This is a genomic window from Streptomyces sp. NPDC006879 (assembly GCF_042869595.1).
Classification (GTDB): domain Bacteria; phylum Actinomycetota; class Actinomycetes; order Streptomycetales; family Streptomycetaceae; genus Streptomyces.
In genome coordinates, this window is record NZ_JBIAGC010000011.1 from 20,834 (window position 1) to 38,114 (window position 17,281).

A 17,281-nucleotide genomic window follows, 5' to 3' on the forward strand; every position below is an offset into this window, starting at 1 on the left:
CGCACCGCACATTACGCAGGAGGGGTTCTGGGGGGCCACCGAATTAACTTGCTCATCTACCGTCGCGTAGCTATCCGGCCGCGCGCGGGCGCGTTACCCCGTCCATTAGGCTCGTACGCATGGCCGACGCACCGTACAAGCTGATCCTCCTCCGTCACGGCGAGAGCGAGTGGAACGCGAAGAACCTGTTCACCGGTTGGGTGGACGTCAACCTCAACGAGAAGGGTGAGAAGGAGGCGGTCCGCGGCGGTGAGCTGCTGAGGGACGCCGGTCTGCTCCCCGACGTGGTGCACACCTCGCTCCAGAAGCGCGCCATCCGCACCGCCCAGCTGGCGCTGGAGTCGGCGGACCGCCACTGGATCCCGGTGCACCGTTCCTGGCGTCTGAACGAGCGCCACTACGGCGCCCTCCAGGGCAAGGACAAGGCCCAGACACTCGCCGAGTTCGGCGAGGAGCAGTTCATGCTCTGGCGCCGCAGCTACGACACCCCGCCGCCGGCCCTTGAAGACGGCACCGAGTTCTCCCAGAGCGAGGACCCGCGCTACGCCTCCATCCCGCCGGAGCTGCGGCCCAGGACCGAGTGCCTGAAGGACGTCGTCGTCCGCATGCTGCCGTACTGGTACGACGGCATCGTCCCGGACCTGCTCGCCGGTCGTACGGTGCTGGTCGCCGCGCACGGAAACTCCCTGCGCGCCCTGGTCAAGCACCTCGACGGGATCTCCGACGAGGCCATCGCGGGCCTTAACATCCCCACCGGCATCCCGCTCTCCTACGAGCTCGACGCCGACTTCAAGCCCCTCAACCCGGGCGGCACCTACCTCGACCCGGAGGCCGCCGCAGCCGCCATCGAGGCCGTCAAGAATCAGGGCAAGAAGAAGTAAGTTTTGTGATCATGCCCCCGACCTGCGCATACGGCGCGGGGCGGGGGCCGATACACGACCAAGCTCCCTGCCGGCGGGAACCTCCGCCGGCAGGGAGCTTGGTCGTACCCGGGCCCGAGCGTGCCGGGGTCAGTAACTGGTCAGCCGCATTGGCAGGGGGCGCCGGACTGGCAGCCGCAGCCGCAGCCGGAGCCGCAACCACAGGCGCCGAGCAGCGGGAGACGGACCACTTCGACGGGCTGGGGCTCGGGTTCGGGGGTGGGCAGGGGCGAATCGGCCATGGGGTCCTCCTCGAAGGCGTACTGCTGTGAGGCGTCGTACTGCCTGCTGCTCATTGCATGCCCAGTGCTGCGGGCGCGTCAACGGCGCATTGGGTCGGGACTTCCCCGGGCGGGCCCTCGGGTCAGGAGGTCTCGATGGGGGCCTGGAGCTCGTCGGCGTGCTCACCGGTGACCAGGTACACCACGCGCTTGGCCACGGACACGGCGTGATCGGCGAAGCGCTCGTAGTAGCGGCCCAGCAGCGTCACGTCCACGGCGGTCTCGATGCCGTGCTTCCAGCGGTCGTCCATCAGGTGCTGGAAGAGCGTGCGGTGCAGCTGGTCCATCTCGTCGTCGTCGGTCTCCAGTTGGAGGGCGAGGTCGACGTCCTTGGTGATGATGACCTCCGCGGCCTTGGCCATCAGGCGCTGGGCCAGCTGGCCCATCTCCAGCAAGGTGGCGTGCAGGTCGCGCGGGACCGCGGTGTCGGGGAAGCGCAGCCGGGCCAGCTTGGCCACGTGCTGGGCGAGGTCGCCGGAGCGCTCCAGGTCGGCGCTCATCCGCAGGGAGGTCACCACGATCCGAAGGTCGGTGGCGACGGGCTGTTGGCGGGCGAGGAGCGCGATGGCCCTGGCTTCCAGGTCGTGCTGGAGGTCGTCGATCTTCTGGTCCGCGGCGATCACGCTCTCCGCGAGCTTCAGGTCGGCGTCGAGCATGGCCGTCGTGGCTCGCCCGATCGCGGACCCGACGAGCCGGGCCATCTCGACCAGGCCTTCGCCGATGGAGTCCAGTTCCTCGTGGTACGCGTCCCGCATGGTGTCCCTCTCTTTTTCCTTCGGAGGCTGGCGGCCCCCACGCTCCCACGGTCCGTCGCTGACGCGTCGGGAGCCGACACCGCAAGTGAACCAACTCCGTCCCCATGGTGAACTCTGGGCGACGACTGTTCGAGCTGCCACCCGAACGGCTGTGGAAGTGTCGCCGACGCTGCTTAACCTGGACACATGGACGTGAACGCGGCGGTCGCCGCAGCGGCAGCGATCGCCGGGTTGTGCACCGGTGTCATCGCCATGCTGGCGTTCCGCTGGAGCGAGCGCGACCAGGCCCGCCCCACCAGGAGCTCCATGCGCCCGGACATCAACGCGGTACTGCCCCCCGGTGTGGACACCGTCCTCTCCGTCCTGCGCTCCTCCGCCGTGGTCCTCGACGAGGCGGACGCGGTGGTCAAGGCCAGCTCGGCGGCCTACGCCCTCGGCCTGGTCCGCGGGGGCAAGCTGGCCGTGGAACCGATGCTGCACATGGCCCGCGACACCCGCCGGGACGGCGAGATACGACAGGTGGAGCTGGAACTACCGCGGCGCGGTACGGGGCGCGGGGAGGCGCTGGCCGTATCGGCCCGGGTGGCTCCCCTCGGTTCCCGACTGGTGCTGCTGCTGGTGGAGGATCTCACCGAGGCACGGCGGATCGAAGCGGTGCGCCGGGACTTCGTCGCCAATGTCTCCCACGAGCTGAAGACCCCCGTGGGAGCGCTCTCCCTGCTCTCGGAGGCCGTCATGGACGCCCACGACGACCCCGAGGCCGTCACCCGCTTCGCCGGGCGCATGCAGATCGAGGCGACCCGCCTGACCAATCTGGTCCAGGAACTCATCGACCTCTCTCGGGTGCAGAACGACCACCCGCTGGACGACGCGGAGTCGGTGCGGGTGGAGGAGCTGGTCGCCGAGGCCATCGACCGCTGCCGCCACACGGCTTCCGCCAAGCAGATCACGATGGCCGCGGGCGGCACCGCCGACCTCTGCGTATGGGGGCATCGTGGACAGCTCGCGGCGGCGCTCGGCAATCTCGTCGAGAACGCCGTGAACTACAGCCCGGCCCATACCCGTGTCGGCATCGCCGGCCGCCGGGTCTCCGCGCCGGGCGGAGAACTGATCGAGATAGCCGTGACCGACCAGGGCATCGGCATTCCCGAGAAGGACCGGGAGCGCATCTTCGAGCGCTTCTACCGAGTGGACCCGGCCCGCTCCCGCGCCACGGGCGGTACGGGGCTGGGGTTGGCCATCGTCAAACACGTGGCCGCCTCTCACGGCGGTGAGGTCACCGTATGGAGCTCGGAAGGACAGGGGTCCACCTTCACCCTGCGCCTGCCGGAAGCCGCACTTTCGCGCGGCAGCGGCTCCCGCGGTCCGGCCTCAGCGCCCGCTGTACATCACCTGAACGGCCCAGAACCAGTCATCCCTGCTCCGGAGGTCCTTCCGTGACCCGAGTGCTCGTCGTCGAGGATGAGGAATCCTTCAGCGACGCCCTGTCCTACATGCTCCGCAAGGAGGGTTTCGAGGTCGCCATCGCGGCGACCGGTCCCGAGGGGCTCGACGAGTTCGAGCGCAACGGTGCCGATCTCGTCCTCCTCGACCTGATGCTGCCCGGACTGCCCGGTACCGAGGTGTGCCGGCAGCTGCGCGGCCGTTCGAACGTGCCGGTCATCATGGTGACCGCGAAGGACAGCGAGATCGACAAGGTCGTCGGGTTGGAAATAGGAGCCGACGACTATGTGACCAAGCCCTTCTCCTCGCGTGAGCTGGTGGCCCGCATCCGTGCGGTGCTGCGCCGCCGCGGCGAGCCGGAGGAGGTCACCCCGGCGGCCCTGGAAGCGGGGCCGGTGCGCATGGACGTGGACCGGCACGTGGTCACCGTGGGTGGCGGCAAGGTCGATCTGCCGCTGAAGGAGTTCGACCTGCTGGAGATGTTGCTGCGCAACGCGGGTCGGGTGCTCACCCGGATGCAGTTGATCGACCGGGTCTGGGGCGCGGACTACGTGGGTGACACCAAGACCCTGGACGTCCACGTCAAGCGACTGCGCGCCAAGATCGAGCCGGACCCGAGCGCCCCGCGCTACCTGGTCACGGTCCGTGGGCTGGGCTACAAGTTCGAGCCCTAGGAAATCTTGCTACCTGCACGGAAGGCGCCCCCACCCGAACGGGTGGGGGCGCCTTCCGTGCAGGACGGGCGGCCGTCAGGGGCCGAGGGGCTCAGTGGCCCGACTCGTGCTCAGCGTCCTCGCCCTCGGCGCCGTGCTCGCCTTCACCGGCCGGGGTGGTCGAGGCCGAGGCCGAGGGGGTCGCGGTGGGCGCCGGGCGCTCCGTCGGGCCCCAGCTGTCGAAGTACCCCTTGGCGGGGACCACGAAGGCGTTGATAGCGACGTCGCCGGTCTTGCTCAGCCCGAAGGTGAGCTTCTGGGCGTCGCCGTCCTTGACCGACTCACGGCCGCCCTGGATGGTGGCGGAGGCGTTGCCCTTGCCGCCGAGCACGACCGAGCCGCCGGCGGGGACGGTCACCGGTCCGCTGCCCTGGGCGGCGGTCAGCTTGATCGTGCCGGGCCCGCCGTCCAGCTTGATGTTCTCCAGTGTCTCTGCCGAGTCACCGGCGTTGAAGATCGTCGCGGAGACCACGGCCGGACCCTCCGCGGAGGCTTCGGGCTGAGTGATGACCAGAGCGTTCTGGATCTTCACGTCGCCGACGGTGACCTCGGGGTTGTCCGGCTTGACCTCCATCGTCTGGGCGTTGAGGCCCGCACCGCATGCGGAGAGCGAGGCGATCGAGAACACGATGGCGACGGCGGCGAGGGCGCCGCGTCGAAGGCTGCGGCTCACGGCGGCGGCAACTCCTTGGACGTACGGACGAAAGGCTGGCAGGTGGAGCGTGGCTGTCGCGCCCATCGGGAGGTAAAGAGCCCCTAAGGGTGCGTCAGCGGGCTTAGGTTACCGAGCCCCCCGTCGCCTTCGGCACCCGACCCTCCGCAGGGCCGCCAGCCGGGCTAGTGCAGGTGGGCCGGATGCCTCCGGGTCGCCTCGGCTCATCTCCGTATTCGCGTGCCCTTCACTTAGCGATCGCATATCGCCAGTGATCAATTCGGCGGCCTTAACGGATGTAACTCCCTCGCCGTTCTTCGGGCGAGAACCGGAGTGTCTTCTCCGGGCGTCGTGATCAATTTCCGATTGCGGCCGGACGGGCGGTTGCCAGTCGAACGGACTAGTGGAGATTCCTCAGTTCCGGTGCGACAAACCGGGACGTACGTCACTTCACGCCGGTGCATCCGGGTGGGTAGTCTGGGTGTTTGAGGTGGCCCGCACAGCTGCCCCGACCTGCGGATACCCCCCTCGGGAAGCCCTTCGCAGCACGATCGCATCCTGGTTGTCAAGCCCCGAGATATGCCCTGACCTGCGAAAACGCCATTCAGAACAGTCCGTTCTCGTGTTACCCTGGATAGCCACGGAAGGGGTACCTGTCACATGACGTTCAAGGTTGGCGACACCGTGGTCTATCCCCATCACGGGGCCGCGCTGATCGAGGCCATCGAAACTCGCCAGATCAAAGGCGTGGACAAGACCTACTTGGTGCTCAAGGTCGCCCAGGGCGACCTGACGGTTCGTGTGCCAGCGGACAATGCGGAGTTCGTCGGCGTTCGCGATGTGGTCGGGCAGGATGGGCTGGACCGGGTCTTCGAGGTGCTGCGTGCACCCTACGCGGAGGAGCCCACTAACTGGTCTCGCCGCTACAAGGCAAATCTGGAGAAGCTCGCCTCCGGCGATGTCATCAAGGTCGCCGAGGTAGTGCGCGACCTGTGGCGCCGCGAGCGCGAGCGCGGACTCTCCGCAGGTGAGAAGCGGATGCTGGCGAAGGCACGCCAGATCCTCGTCAGTGAACTCGCCCTCGCGGAGAACACCAACGAGGACAAGGCCGAGGCGCTCCTCGACGAGGTCCTCGCCTCCTGAGGTCTTCCCGCAAGAAGGCTTTCACGAGCACGGACCGTCACACGTCCGATTGTGCCGCGGTGCCCGATGACGGAGCTTCCCGTCGCCGGGCGCTGCGGCATGTCTGCACCCGATGGATCCCGAGTCTCCTCGGAACGCACCGGGTGCACGTCTGAGCCCGGCAGATCCCACCCCGCCCGGACCGCGACCCGGCGCCGAACGCACACCAACGCGCTGGCACGGGTGAACATGAACTGCTTACGGGCACGTCCGCACCCGGCCGGCGTCACGGAAAGGGTCCGCCCGGGTGTCGTGCCCGACACGCTGAAGGCCATACCCATGTCGGTCGAGGGCACAAACCTGGCCGCACTTCCCGGAGCAAGCGATGTCTGACGAACCGCGCCCCGACCACCCCCCAAGGACGGCTGCGGTCATTCCCGCAGCCGGCCGCGGCGTACGTCTGGGCCCCGGCGCCCCCAAGGCGCTGCGCTCCCTGGGCGGCACGCCCATGCTGATCCACGCGGTACGCGCGATGGCGCAGTCCCGAGCCGTGTCCCTGGTGGTGGTGGTCGCTCCGCCCGACGGCGCCACGGAGGTCAAGAACCTGCTGGCGGAACACGCTCTGCCGGGGGACGCCCCGGGGAGCGGCTGGGCCGGCGCTGACCTCCTCGTCGTACCCGGTGGTGACACCCGGCAGGAGTCGGTGAGTCGAGGGCTCGACGCGCTGCCCGACTGGGTCACCGACGTGTTGGTGCACGATGCGGCCCGCCCGCTGGTCCCGGTGGAAACCGTCGACTCGGTGATCGAGGCGGTTCGGGACGGGGCACCCGCCGTGGTGCCCGCGATGCCGCTGGCCGACACCGTCAAAGAGGTCGAACCCGCTCCTGACGGGGCGCCGGAACCGGTCGTCGCCACCCCCGAGCGGTCCCGGCTGCGCGCGGTGCAGACCCCGCAGGGCTTCGACCGCGACACCCTGGTACGCGCCCACCGGGAGGTCCGGGTGGGCGGGGAGGGTGCCACCGACGACGCCGGCATGGTGGAGCGGCTCGGGGTGCCCGTCGTACTCGTCCCTGGACACGAGGAAGCCTTCAAGGTGACCCGCCCGCTCGACCTGGTCCTCGCCGAGGCCGTACTCGCCCGTAGGAGGGCCACCGATGGCTACTGATCCGCAGTTGCGACACCAACCCGCCCCTGCCGTGCTGCCCCTGGTCGGGATCGGCACCGATGTGCACGCTTTCGAGCGTGGACGCGAACTGTGGTGCGCGGGCCTGCTGTGGGACGTCGACGCGAGCGAGGGCTACGGGTTGGCCGGGCACTCCGACGGTGACGTCGCGGCCCACGCGGCCTGCGACGCCTTGTTCTCCGCTGCGGGTGTGGGGGACCTCGGGGCGCACTTCGGAACCTCCAGGCCCGAGTGGTCCGGCGCCTCCGGTGTGACCTTGCTCGCCGAGGCCGCCCGGATCGTGCGCGCCGCCGGATTCGAGATCGGCAACGTGTCCGTCCAGGTCATCGGGGTGCGGCCGAAGGTCGGCAAGCGCCGCGAAGAGGCCCAGAAGGCCTTGGGGGCGGCCGTGGGGGCACCCGTTTCGGTCTCCGGTACGACGACGGACGGACTGGGGCTGACAGGTCGGGGCGAGGGGCTGGCGGCGATCGCCACCGCCCTGGTGTACCGCGCCGCCGGGTAACCTCCGCCGCCGGTAGCCGTCGGGGCGCGGCACTTCGGCAACGAGGTGCCCCGCGATGTGAAAAGGGTCGCGGGGCACTGCGCCGCGCCCACTACCCTTGTTGCCGTGACTATTCGCCTGTACGACACCAGCGCCCGGCAGATCCGCGATTTCACCCCGCTCACACCGGGCTGTGTCTCGATCTACCTGTGTGGCGCCACCGTGCAGGCCGCCCCGCACATCGGGCACATCCGCTCCGGACTGAACTTCGACATCATGCGCCGCTGGTTCGAGTACCGCGGTTTCGACGTCACCTTCATCCGCAACGTCACCGACATCGACGACAAGATCATCACGAAGTCGGTTGAGCAGGGCCGCCCGTGGTGGTCCATCGGCTACGACAACGAGCGTGCCTTCAACTCCGGTTACGACGCGCTGGGCTGCCTCCCGCCGACCTACGAGCCGCGTGCCACCGGTCACGTCACCGAGATGGTCGAGATGATGCGTGGCCTGATCGAGCGCGGTCACGCCTACGAGGCCGACGGCAACGTCTACTTCGACGTGCGTTCGTTCCCCGGCTACCTCGCGCTGTCCAACCAGGACCTGGACGATCTGCGCCAGCCCTCCGGCGAGGGAGAGACCGGCAAGCGCGACCCGCGTGACTTCGCCATGTGGAAGGCCGCCAGGCCCGGCGAGCCCTCCTGGGAGACGCCCTGGGGCCGTGGGCGTCCCGGCTGGCACCTGGAGTGCTCGGCCATGGCGCACAAGTACCTCGGGGAGGCCTTCGACATCCACGGTGGTGGCCTGGACCTGATCTTCCCGCACCACGAGAACGAGATCGCGCAGGCCAAGGCCTTCGGCGACGAGTTCGCGCGCTACTGGGTGCACAACGCCTGGGTCACCATGAGCGGCGAGAAGATGTCCAAGTCGCTGGGCAACTCGGTGCTGGTCTCCGAAATGGTCAAGCACTGGCGTCCCGTGGTGCTGCGCTACTACCTGGGCACCCCGCACTACCGCTCCATGATCGAGTACAGCGAGGAAGCACTGCGCGAGGCCGAGTCGGCCTACGCGCGGATCGAGGGCTTCGTGCAGCGGGTGCTGGAGAAGGCCGGCGCGGAGGTGGCCCCGGCCGCCGAGGTTCCGCCCTCCTTCGCCGCGGCCATGGACGACGACCTCGGGGTGCCGCAGGCCCTGGCGATCATCCACAACACCGTCCGGCAGGGAAACTCGGCGCTCGCCGCCGACGACAAGGAATCCGCCATCGCACGGCTTGCTGAGGTCCGGGCCATGCTCGGCGTACTCGGCCTCGATCCGCTGGACGAGCGGTGGGCCGGTGCCGAAGGCGATCGCGGTGCGGAACTGCACGGCGCGGTCGACACCCTCGTCCGGCTCGTCCTGGAGCAGCGCGAGGCCGCCCGGAGCCGCAAGGACTGGGCGACCGCCGATGCCATCCGCGATCAGCTGACGCAGTCCGGTCTGGTCATCGAGGACAGCCCGGCGGGCCCGCGGTGGACCCTGGGTCCGCGCTGAGCCCGCCCCCGGTGGGCGCCCTGTGGGGCGCCCCGGGGCGCCCCACAGGTGCCGCCCCGGCTCGCGGGCGGCACACTTACATACGTATTCGCATTCCGCAGCAAGGAAACAGGTAGGTCATGGCCGGGAACAGCCAGCGCAGGAACCGCCGAACGTCCAACAAGAAGGGCGCGACGGTGGGCAGCGGTGGCCAGCGGCGCAAGGGCCTGGAAGGGCGCGGCCCGACGCCGCCCGCCTCCGAACGCAAGGGACACAAGAAGAACCGCATCGCCAACGCCCAGGCCAAGCAGGCGGCGCGCCGCCGCCCCGCGCCGCGGCGGGGTGGCCCGAAGGGCACCAGCGAGATGGTCGTCGGCCGTAACCCGGTCTTCGAGGCGCTGCGCGACGGCGTGCCCGCCACCACCTTGTACGTGCAGCAGTTCATCGACAACGACGAGCGGGTGCGTGAAGCCCTTGCCCTCGCGCAGACCCGCGGCAACATCAACCTGATGGAAGCCCCGCGCCCCGAACTCGACCGGATGACCGGCGGGCTGAACCACCAGGGCCTGGTGCTCCAGGTGCCGCCGTACGAGTACGCCCACCCCGAGGACCTCACCGACGCCGCGTACGACAACGGCGAGGACCCGCTCATCGTCGCCCTGGACGGGGTGACCGACCCGCGGAACCTGGGCGCGATCGTCCGCTCGGTGTCCGCCTTCGGCGGCCACGGCGTGGTGATCCCCGAGCGTCGGGCGGCCGGCATGACCGCCGGTGCCTGGAAGACCTCGGCGGGCACCGCCGCCCGTACCCCGGTCTCCCGGGTCACCAACTTGACGCGGGCCCTGGAGGCGTACCAGAAGGCAGGCATCACCGTGGTCGGCCTGGCGGCCGAGGGTGAGCACGAGGTCAGTGACCTTCAGGCGCTCGGCGGTCCGGTCGTGGTCGTCGTCGGCAGTGAGGGCAAGGGCCTGGGGCGTCTGGTCGGGGAGACCTGCGACTACCTGGTGCGCATCCCGATGCCGGGCGGTGCCGAATCGCTGAACGCGGGCGTCGCCGCCGGCGTGGTGCTGTACGAGGCCGCCCGTCGTCGCGCTGCACGCTGACAGCCCCTCCCGCGCCCCTGTCCGGTGCGCGACTCCGCCCGACCGGGTGACCGCCGGGCGGAGTAAACCTGCCTTGACGGACCTCGGACAGATCCGCCCCGTCAAGGCAGTGTCCTAAACACTCATCACTCGGTTAGATGAGTGTGGACACCAGAACTCCCCGGTTCGACGACCAGCCCGCACTGAGCATGGTCAAGGTGCCGTGCGACCCTGCACAGGTCATCGTCAACCACGCCAGCTTCCGCGTGCAGCTCGCCGTCAGCAGCCGCCCCGCGCCCGTCCTGCAGGCGAGCGTCCCGGCGATGAGCGGCGCCGGCGCGCGCCGCCGGGCGCCCGTCGTGTGGAGCGGCAAGTCCGCGCCCGGGGACCTCGGAGGGACGACCGGACTGCTGCGCGCCGTCCGGGAGGCCGGCCGGACCGCCTCCGGTGCCCAGGCAACCGCCTCCGACGGAGCGTCCTTCGACGGTGGGGCCACCCAGGTCATCCCCCGGCTCGACCTGGCCGAGGACACCATGCCGACGCCCACCGTCATCGGTCCGCGCACCGGTGGCGAAGCCCCGGACACCCGGCTGATCCCGCCGGTGAGGCAGGCCGTGGGCGCCTACGACGCCGATCCCACCGGCTCCGGCGACCGTCGTGGCGGGGCGGCCGACGGCCTGACGGACCCGCAGGCCCGCGCCGCCGCGCGCCGTGCCGGCGCCTCGGGCGAGCAGGTCCGGCACGCCTACTACCCGGACCGGCGGATGAACCTGGGCGTGGTGCTGCTGCCGCTGCGCGTGTTCCTCGGCTTCATCTCCATCTACGCGGGCATGGGCAAGCTCTGCGACCCGGTGTACTTCGACGGCGGCGAACGCGGCTCCATGGTCACCTGGTTGCAGTCCCTGCAACCCTGGGCGCTGGCCGAGCCGTTGCGCGACTTCGCCCTGCACCATCCGGTGGGCGCCGGCCTTACGGTGGCCTTCCTCCAGGTCATCGTCGGAGTACTGACCATCTTCGGTCTGTGGCAGCGCTTCGCCGCCTGCTTCGGAGCCCTGCTCTCCGCGGCCCTGTTGATGACCGTCAGCTGGCGGACGCTCCCGGCCTACGACGCCCCGGACATCATCTACCTCGCCGCCTGGAGCCCGCTGATCATCGCCGGTGCTCCCGTCTACTCCCTGGACGCCCGCCTCGCGGGCGAGGCCTGGCGCAAGCTGGGACCGCGTTCGCACATCTGGCAGCTGCGTCGCCGGGTGCTGCGCCGTGGTGCGCTGATGGCCACGGTCATCGTCGGCTTCACCCTGATCCTCGGGTCGGTGCTCGGCGGGGCCGTACGCTCCACCACGGTGGTCACGGTGCCCGGCCCCGGCCAGCCCCCCGCCAACTACCTGCCGGGTCAGCCGCTGCCGCAGGAGTCCGGGACGGAGGCGAAGCGCCCGGCCAAGAAGAAGGCCCGCAAGAAGTCCGTCGAACCCTCCGCCGAGGCGTCCACCTCGCCCACGGCGGAGCGCAGCACTCCGGAGGCGGCGCGGGAGACCAGCACCGCCGGTGCGCAGTCCCCGACGGCCACCCAGGGCGCCCGGGGCGCCGAGACCAGGGAGAGTCCCACTCAGTCGGAGCCGCAGGAGCCCCCGTCCTCCACGTCCGCCGGCCCCTCGGCCTCCGGCGGGACCACGGGTGGCGGCGAGGAGGAAGCGGAGAAGAAGCCCGGTCTCGTGGGCGGCCTGCTCGGCTGAAGCCCTGCTGGAGAACGGACGGCCCGGCGCGCAGGAGGCGCGCCGGGCCGTCGGCGCGCGGGACCGCGGTGAGGACCGCTCTCGGTCCAGGAAGCCGGTGCGCGCTCAGGCGGGCACGTGGGAGGCGAGCTCCTTCGCGGCCTCGGTGAGGTCCTTGGCGGTGTCGATGGCCCGCCAGTACGAGCCCTGCGGAAGCGGGAAGCCGGCCAGCCGGCGTTCCCGCGCCAGGCGGGGGAAGGTGGTCCGCTCGTGATCGCCGCGGTCCGGCAGCAGCGTCGCGAACTCGGCGGAGAACACGTAGACGCCGGCGTTGATCAAGTAGGGAGAGGGCGGGGACTCGATGAAGTCGAGCACGTGTCCGAACTCGTTGGTTTCCACCGCTCCCCACGGGATGCGCGGCCGGGCCAGGGCGAGCGTCGCGGTGGCCGCCCGCTCCTCGTGGAAAGCGGCCATCTCGCGCAGCGAGAACCGGGTCCAGATGTCGCCGTTGGTGGCGTACCAGGGCCGGTCGGGGTGGGGGAGGCGCGCGGCGGCGAACTTCAGGCCGCCGCCGCGACCGAGCGGTTCCTTTTCGACGACGGTGGTCACGCGCAGCGGCAGTTCCGCCGACTCCAGCCATTCCTGGAGCACTTCCGCGAGGTGGCCGCAGGAGATGACGGCGTCGGTGACGCCCTCGGCGGCAAGCCAGGCCAGTTGATGGCCGATGATCGGAACCCCGGTGCCGGGGATCTCGACCATCGGCTTGGGCCGGTCGTCGGTGTAGGGCCGCAGGCGTGAACCCTGTCCGCCCGCCAGGACCACGGCCTGGGTGGGCGTACTTTCGAGCGCGCTGGCGGACGAGGGTGAAGCCGAGGGATCTGCCGTCATGCGGGCCAGCCTATGCGGACGGCGGAAACGGCGAGGAGGGGGGGGGGGGGGGGGGGGCGGGGGGGGGGGGGGGGGGGCCGGGCCGGGCGGGGGGGGGGGGGGGGGGGGGGGGGGGGGCCGGCGGGCGGGGGGGGGGGGGCGCCCCCGGGGGCGGGCCCCCCCCCCCCCCCCCCCCCCCCCCCCCCCCCCCCCCCCCCCCCCTCCTGCTGTGCGGGCTCAGTCGGCCTGGGAGACACCCGCGGCGAAGGAGGTGTCACAGACGGGGCGGGCGTAGGACTGGGCCTTGGTCGGCCCGTAGACGCCGACGGCGGCGCGGCCGAGGGCGCGGGCGATGTCCTTGCAGTGCTCCGCGAGTGAGGGCCTGCGATCGACCTCCTGCTGGAGGTGCGTCAGCACGTCACCGGGGTTCTTCTCCTGCAGTTCGGTCAGCAACTCGTCGCGCAGGACGTCTTGTTGCGCGCGGGTCTTGGCGCGCGTGGAGACGTCCTCGGCGGCGGCGGTGACGATCTGGGACTGGGACCTGTCGGCCCAGGGAACCATGGTGACCGCGAGGGTCCCGGAGAGGACCAGGACGACGGGCAGGACCAGGGCGAGAGAACGGCCGATTCGGCGGGCTGTGTGGGTCACGGAGGCGAGCGTAGCGCTCGGTGAAGATATGGCGACATTTAGTCACCCTGTCGAGGGATGGTTCGATAGGTCCTTTCGAAGGGGGTGTTGACGTACAGCGCTCGAAATGGCTGTTCTGTCAGGGTATTTCAGTACCTGTCTGTCACCTGTCCGTCGAGGTTCTGCCGTCCCCGAGCGCCGTGTTCCCTTTGTTTCAAGGGCTCGTGCGGGGCCCTGCCCCGCGTTCGCGGTCGGAAGCCCGAACGCCACCCGGTTGGCCTCCCGCTGATCCGCCGGCTGGTCCAGTGCCCGCCGCGCGCCGTTCTTCGTACCGGTTCGTGTCGACGGGAGCGCGTGGAACGCAGACGGCCGCGTCCCCCGGCGCGTAGGCACCGGGGGACGCGGCCGTCAGCCGGCGTCAGGTGGCCGGGTGGGTCACTCCCCGAGCCGCTGGCCCGTCGAAGTGGCGAACACGTGGATCTCGTCGGCGCGCGGCACCACGTGCAGTACGGAGCCCTTCTCCGGCACCTGGCGGCCGTGAACCCGCACGACCAGGTCCTGCTGGGCACCGCCGACCGAGGCGGTGCCGTAGACGTAGCCGTCGGCGCCCAACTCCTCGACCACGTTAACGGTGATCGCCAGACCGCCCTCCTCGACCAGGTCGAAGTGCTCGGGCCGGACGCCCACCGTGACGGTGAGGTCGCGCAGGCCAGTGGCCGCGCTCAGGGCCTCACGCGGGACCGCGAGCAGACTTTCGCCGAACTTCACGCCTCCGTCGGCGATCGGCACCTCCACGAGGTTCATGGCCGGCGAGCCGATGAAGCCGGCGACGAAGAGGTTCGCCGGGCGGTCGTACATGTTGCGGGGGGTGTCCACCTGCTGGAGGAGGCCGTCCTTCAGTACGGCGACCCGGTCGCCCATGGTCATGGCCTCGACCTGGTCGTGCGTCACGTACACGGTGGTGATGCCGAGGCGGCGCTGGAGGCCCGCGATCTGGGTGCGGGTGCTCACGCGGAGCTTGGCGTCCAGGTTCGACAGCGGCTCGTCCATGAGGAACACCTGCGGTTGGCGCACGATGGCCCGCCCCATGGCCACGCGCTGGCGCTGGCCGCCGGACAGGGCCTTCGGCTTGCGGTCCAGGTACTCGGTGAGGTCGAGGATCTTCGCGGCCTCCTCCACCTTCGCGCGGATCTCGGCCTTGTTCACGCCGGCGATCTTCAGGGCGAAGCCCATGTTGTCGGCGACCGACATGTGCGGGTAGAGGGCGTAGTTCTGGAACACCATGGCGATGTCCCGGTCCTTGGGCGGAAGGTGGGTGACATCGCGGTCACCGATGCGGATGGCGCCGCCGTTGACGTCCTCCAGGCCGGCGAGCATGCGCAGGGAGGTCGACTTGCCGCAGCCGGAAGGGCCGACGAGGACGAGGAACTCGCCGTCGGCGATCTCTATCTCCAGCTCGTCGACGGCGGGCTTGGTGGCTCCCGGGTAGAGCCGGGTCGCCTTGTCGAAAGTGACAGAAGCCATGGTGATGTACCCCTTCACCGGCAGGAACGTGCCGGACGATCCGAGTAAAGGAAGGTTGTTTGGTCTAGTCCACCAGGGTGGACCGTCTGTGACGCTACCCGGCGACGTCCGTTCTGTCAGCAGCTGGGGGGTGACGATTTCGCCACCCGGGCCCGGCGCACGCTGTGTAAAGTGAGCACCCCCGTGCCCGGTGCGTCCGAGCGCGCTGCCTCCTTAGCTCAGTCCGGCCAGAGCACCGCACTTGTAATGCGTAGGTCGTCGGTTCGAATCCGACAGGAGGCTCCACAGGAGCCCAGGTCGCCTCACCCGCGGTCTGGGCTTTTTCCGTGCTCGGGCCATGGGCGGGGCAGGGAAGGCAATGCGCCGCGGGCTCGATGGCAGGACCCACCCGCAGGCTCGCCCCCGGCCCGCGGGAGGTGGCCGAAGCCGCCCCGCGGTGGGCCGCGGTGGCAGGCAACCTTTGTGAGGGGGCCCCCGTCTTGGGGGGTACGGGGGCGGTGCGGGGCCGTGGCCGGGGCCGAACGGCGTGCAGGCGGCCGGAGTTGCGTCCCGGTGCGGCCGGCGCGGCCCGCTGAGCCATGAGGGGAACATGGCGCTGCCGCGGCAGCATGATGCCGCCATTGACCGTATGGAGCGCGGATGCGCGAAATGATGGGCCTGGGCGCACGGCGCCTGGGAGTTCTCGGGGGCGTGGCGGCGCTGGTCGTCACGGCGGGCGTCGCGAGCACCGCATCGGCTGCTGGCGACGACGGCTACGCCTTCACCATCCTCGACCACGTGATCGCACCGGGAGACGAGCAGGGGGCCTCGCTGCGACCCGACTACGTGCAGGGCACCCCGGACGGCACCCTGGTGTACGCGTTCAGCCGCAAGGCGTTGACGGACCAGTCCTGGAGCGGCGGAGGACTGCCGGCCGGCACCAAGGTGCTGCTGGACTCGCAGTGCGCCGCCCTGCCAGGGGCGAAGGGCGTCTACACCTGTCAGACGGGCGAGGACACGGGGTACGTGGGCCCGCGGGTGACCACCGCGCGCAGCGCCGGCAATGTGACCGTTCACGTGGGCGTGGCCTACGCACCTGCCGGTTCGGACGTCGCGCAGGCGGTGAAGAGGGCGCAGCTGGCCAAGAGCGCGCCGGTCAAGGGCCGGGTGGAGGCTCATTCGGTGCGGGTGCTGACCGAGGAGAGGGCGCGGCTCAACACCCTGAAGCTGTCGATGCCGCGGGTGGTCGCGGGCCGCACCACGACGCACTCACTGAAGCTGCACGCGGTGGACAAGGGTCGGCTGCGCCTCGGCTTCGGCCCGTCTCAGGGCTTCCGGCAGTGGGACCGGGGCGAGCTGAAGGTCAGCGTCACTTCGGTCACCGGCGGTGGGCGGCCGGCGGCTTGCACGTTCACGCGCGGTGAGTTGCGGTCCCTCTGGGAGGGGGGTGGCATCACTTGCGAGGTGAAGCCGGGCGATGTGACGATCAAGTACGCGTTGAAGGCGGAGGCGAAAGCGCCCGCCTGGAAGATCGACACCTATGCCACCTACGAGGTGTACACCTCGGGCTGGAACAACCCCGATACGAACGGGACGTTCACGGTGAAGAGCCCGGTCGCGGTGAAGGAGCGGCACCAGTTGCTGGCCCGGGACCGCGCGGGTCAACTGGTCTCGTTCGAGGGCACCGGCCGGGCCGCGCGCCCGTTCGGTGGCGGGCAGCTGCTGGCCGAGGGCTGGGGGCGCTACACCGCCGTGACCAAGCTGGCTCCGGTGACGGTGCAGGGTACGGGCGGTTCGGTCGTCGGCCGGGATCGGGCCGGTGCGCTGTGGTACTACGACACCGATGGCGAGAGCGGCCTGTGGGGTCGCAAGAAGGTGTCCACGGGCTGGAACGCCTACGACGTTCTGGAGGGCGTCGGTGATGTGACCGGTGATCGGAAGCCGGATCTCCTCGCCCGTGACAGCGCGGGCGTGCTCTGGCTCTTCCCCGGTACCGACCGGACCAGCGCTCCCTTCTTCGGCCGCAGGGTGAAGATCGGCACAGGCTGGAAGAAGTACGACCGTTTCGTGGGTGCGGGTGATCTGACCGGTGACGGTAGGGCGGACCTCCTGGCCCGGGACTCGGCCGGAGCCCTGTGGCTACGCAAGGGGACGGGGCGGGCCGCTGCACCCTTCGGGCCGAAGGTGAAGGTCGCCGGGTCCTGGAAGAAGTACGACCGTTTCGTGGGTGCGGGTGATCTGACCGGTGACGGTAGGGCGGACCTCCTGGCCCGGGACTCGGCCGGAGCCCTGTGGCTACGCAAGGGGACGGGGCGGGCCGCTGCACCCTTCGGGCCGAAGGTGAAGGTCGCCGGGTCCTGGAAGAAGTACGACCTGTTGTTCTGAGCGCCGGGGCGCAGGGGGCGGGCTCCGGTCCCCTGCGCCCGTCGGT

Annotated in this window: 16 protein-coding genes and 1 tRNA gene; 11 read left to right on the forward strand and 6 right to left on the reverse strand. The window is 70.4% G+C overall.

Features of this window, described 5'->3' with window-relative positions:
- Positions 1-119: 119 nt before the first annotated feature.
- Positions 120-881 (forward strand): phosphoglyceromutase, encoded by a 762-nt coding sequence (locus tag ACFYMC_RS11460; RefSeq protein ID WP_388522369.1) that lies wholly within the window; start codon positions 120-122, stop codon positions 879-881.
- Positions 882-1,021: 140 nt separating this feature from the next.
- Here ACFYMC_RS11460 and ACFYMC_RS11465 read toward each other — a convergent pair whose 3' ends face one another.
- Entirely contained in the window at positions 1,022-1,216 is a 195-nt protein-coding gene (locus ACFYMC_RS11465) for a hypothetical protein (RefSeq protein WP_388522714.1), read from the reverse strand.
- Positions 1,217-1,284: 68 nt separating this feature from the next.
- A complete protein-coding gene (gene phoU, locus ACFYMC_RS11470; RefSeq protein WP_388522371.1) occupies positions 1,285-1,956 on the reverse strand; it encodes a phosphate signaling complex protein PhoU in 672 nt (223 codons plus the stop codon).
- Between the two features lie 186 nt (positions 1,957-2,142).
- On the opposite strand from phoU, the gene ACFYMC_RS11475 reads away from it, so the two are divergent.
- Entirely contained in the window at positions 2,143-3,396 is a 1,254-nt protein-coding gene (locus tag ACFYMC_RS11475) for a sensor histidine kinase (protein ID WP_388522373.1), read from the forward strand.
- Positions 3,393-4,073 (forward strand): response regulator, encoded by a 681-nt coding sequence (locus tag ACFYMC_RS11480; RefSeq protein ID WP_388522376.1) that lies wholly within the window; start codon positions 3,393-3,395, stop codon positions 4,071-4,073. Before ACFYMC_RS11475 ends, ACFYMC_RS11480 begins: the two co-directional genes overlap by 4 nt.
- A 91-nt stretch (positions 4,074-4,164) precedes the next feature.
- Here the strand turns inward: ACFYMC_RS11480 and ACFYMC_RS11485 are convergent, their stop codons facing one another.
- Positions 4,165-4,785, reverse strand: coding sequence for a DUF461 domain-containing protein (locus tag ACFYMC_RS11485; protein ID WP_388522379.1), 621 nt, complete (start codon positions 4,783-4,785; stop codon positions 4,165-4,167).
- A gap of 639 nt (positions 4,786-5,424) precedes the next feature.
- On the opposite strand from ACFYMC_RS11485, the gene ACFYMC_RS11490 reads away from it, so the two are divergent.
- The 6 genes from ACFYMC_RS11490 to ACFYMC_RS11515 all read left to right on the forward strand — a co-directional run bounded on the left by ACFYMC_RS11490 (position 5,425) and on the right by ACFYMC_RS11515 (position 11,874).
- Positions 5,425-5,907, forward strand: coding sequence for a CarD family transcriptional regulator (locus tag ACFYMC_RS11490; protein WP_003953493.1), 483 nt, complete (start codon positions 5,425-5,427; stop codon positions 5,905-5,907).
- A gap of 364 nt (positions 5,908-6,271) precedes the next feature.
- The gene (gene ispD / locus ACFYMC_RS11495; RefSeq protein WP_388522382.1) at positions 6,272-7,051 is read left to right on the forward strand and encodes a 2-C-methyl-D-erythritol 4-phosphate cytidylyltransferase; all 780 of its coding nucleotides are present in this window, start codon (positions 6,272-6,274) and stop codon (positions 7,049-7,051) included.
- Positions 7,041-7,571 carry a 2-C-methyl-D-erythritol 2,4-cyclodiphosphate synthase gene (gene ispF / locus ACFYMC_RS11500; RefSeq protein ID WP_388522385.1) on the forward strand — a complete coding sequence of 177 codons (531 nt, stop codon included), beginning with the start codon at positions 7,041-7,043 and terminating at the stop codon, positions 7,569-7,571. The genes ispD and ispF overlap by 11 nt, the downstream gene beginning before the upstream one ends.
- A 105-nt stretch (positions 7,572-7,676) precedes the next feature.
- Entirely contained in the window at positions 7,677-9,080 is a 1,404-nt protein-coding gene (gene cysS / locus ACFYMC_RS11505) for a cysteine--tRNA ligase (protein WP_388522388.1), read from the forward strand.
- Between the two features lie 119 nt (positions 9,081-9,199).
- On the forward strand, positions 9,200-10,162 hold the full coding sequence (rlmB, locus tag ACFYMC_RS11510; RefSeq protein ID WP_388522391.1) for a 23S rRNA (guanosine(2251)-2'-O)-methyltransferase RlmB: 963 nt from the start codon (positions 9,200-9,202) through the stop codon (positions 10,160-10,162).
- Positions 10,163-10,299: 137 nt separating this feature from the next.
- Complete coding sequence (locus ACFYMC_RS11515) at positions 10,300-11,874, forward strand: DoxX family protein (RefSeq protein WP_388522394.1); 1,575 nt, start codon at positions 10,300-10,302, stop codon at positions 11,872-11,874.
- A gap of 105 nt (positions 11,875-11,979) precedes the next feature.
- Here ACFYMC_RS11515 and ACFYMC_RS11520 read toward each other — a convergent pair whose 3' ends face one another.
- From ACFYMC_RS11520 to ACFYMC_RS11530, 3 genes are all read right to left on the reverse strand, one after another.
- Positions 11,980-12,741: an NDP-sugar synthase gene (locus ACFYMC_RS11520; protein WP_388522395.1), complete on the reverse strand. Its 762-nt coding sequence runs from the start codon at positions 12,739-12,741 to the stop codon at positions 11,980-11,982.
- Between the two features lie 216 nt (positions 12,742-12,957).
- Positions 12,958-13,368, reverse strand: a complete 411-nt coding sequence (locus ACFYMC_RS11525) for a hypothetical protein (RefSeq protein ID WP_388522398.1) — start codon at positions 13,366-13,368, stop codon at positions 12,958-12,960.
- 414 nt (positions 13,369-13,782) lie between these two features.
- Positions 13,783-14,871: an ABC transporter ATP-binding protein gene (locus ACFYMC_RS11530; protein WP_388522401.1), complete on the reverse strand. Its 1,089-nt coding sequence runs from the start codon at positions 14,869-14,871 to the stop codon at positions 13,783-13,785.
- 207 nt (positions 14,872-15,078) lie between these two features.
- Between ACFYMC_RS11530 and ACFYMC_RS11535 the strand changes: the two genes are divergently transcribed.
- A tRNA-Thr gene (locus ACFYMC_RS11535) sits at positions 15,079-15,156 on the forward strand.
- Positions 15,157-15,510: 354 nt separating this feature from the next.
- A complete protein-coding gene (locus ACFYMC_RS11540; protein ID WP_388522403.1) occupies positions 15,511-17,235 on the forward strand; it encodes an FG-GAP repeat domain-containing protein in 1,725 nt (574 codons plus the stop codon).
- The last annotated feature ends 46 nt before the right edge of the window (positions 17,236-17,281 follow it).

What these genes read in the sequence shown, in the direction of transcription:
- ACFYMC_RS11465 (WP_388522714.1), bottom strand. Translation starts at nt 1,216, where the DNA reads ATGAGCAGCAGGCAGTACGACGCCTCACAGCAGTACGCCTTCGAGGAG.
- rlmB (WP_388522391.1), top strand. Translation starts at nt 9,200, where the DNA reads ATGGCCGGGAACAGCCAGCGCAGGAACCGCCGAACGTCCAACAAGAAG.
- ACFYMC_RS11520 (WP_388522395.1), bottom strand. Translation starts at nt 12,741, where the DNA reads ATGACGGCAGATCCCTCGGCTTCACCCTCGTCCGCCAGCGCGCTCGAA.
- ACFYMC_RS11490 (WP_003953493.1), top strand. Translation starts at nt 5,425, where the DNA reads ATGACGTTCAAGGTTGGCGACACCGTGGTCTATCCCCATCACGGGGCC.
- ACFYMC_RS11475 (WP_388522373.1), top strand. Translation starts at nt 2,143, where the DNA reads ATGGACGTGAACGCGGCGGTCGCCGCAGCGGCAGCGATCGCCGGGTTG.
- phoU (WP_388522371.1), bottom strand. Translation starts at nt 1,956, where the DNA reads ATGCGGGACGCGTACCACGAGGAACTGGACTCCATCGGCGAAGGCCTG.
- ispD (WP_388522382.1), top strand. Translation starts at nt 6,272, where the DNA reads ATGTCTGACGAACCGCGCCCCGACCACCCCCCAAGGACGGCTGCGGTC.
- ACFYMC_RS11460 (WP_388522369.1), top strand. Translation starts at nt 120, where the DNA reads ATGGCCGACGCACCGTACAAGCTGATCCTCCTCCGTCACGGCGAGAGC.
- ispF (WP_388522385.1), top strand. Translation starts at nt 7,041, where the DNA reads ATGGCTACTGATCCGCAGTTGCGACACCAACCCGCCCCTGCCGTGCTG.
- ACFYMC_RS11515 (WP_388522394.1), top strand. Translation starts at nt 10,300, where the DNA reads ATGAGTGTGGACACCAGAACTCCCCGGTTCGACGACCAGCCCGCACTG.
- ACFYMC_RS11540 (WP_388522403.1), top strand. Translation starts at nt 15,511, where the DNA reads ATGCGCGAAATGATGGGCCTGGGCGCACGGCGCCTGGGAGTTCTCGGG.
- ACFYMC_RS11530 (WP_388522401.1), bottom strand. Translation starts at nt 14,871, where the DNA reads ATGGCTTCTGTCACTTTCGACAAGGCGACCCGGCTCTACCCGGGAGCC.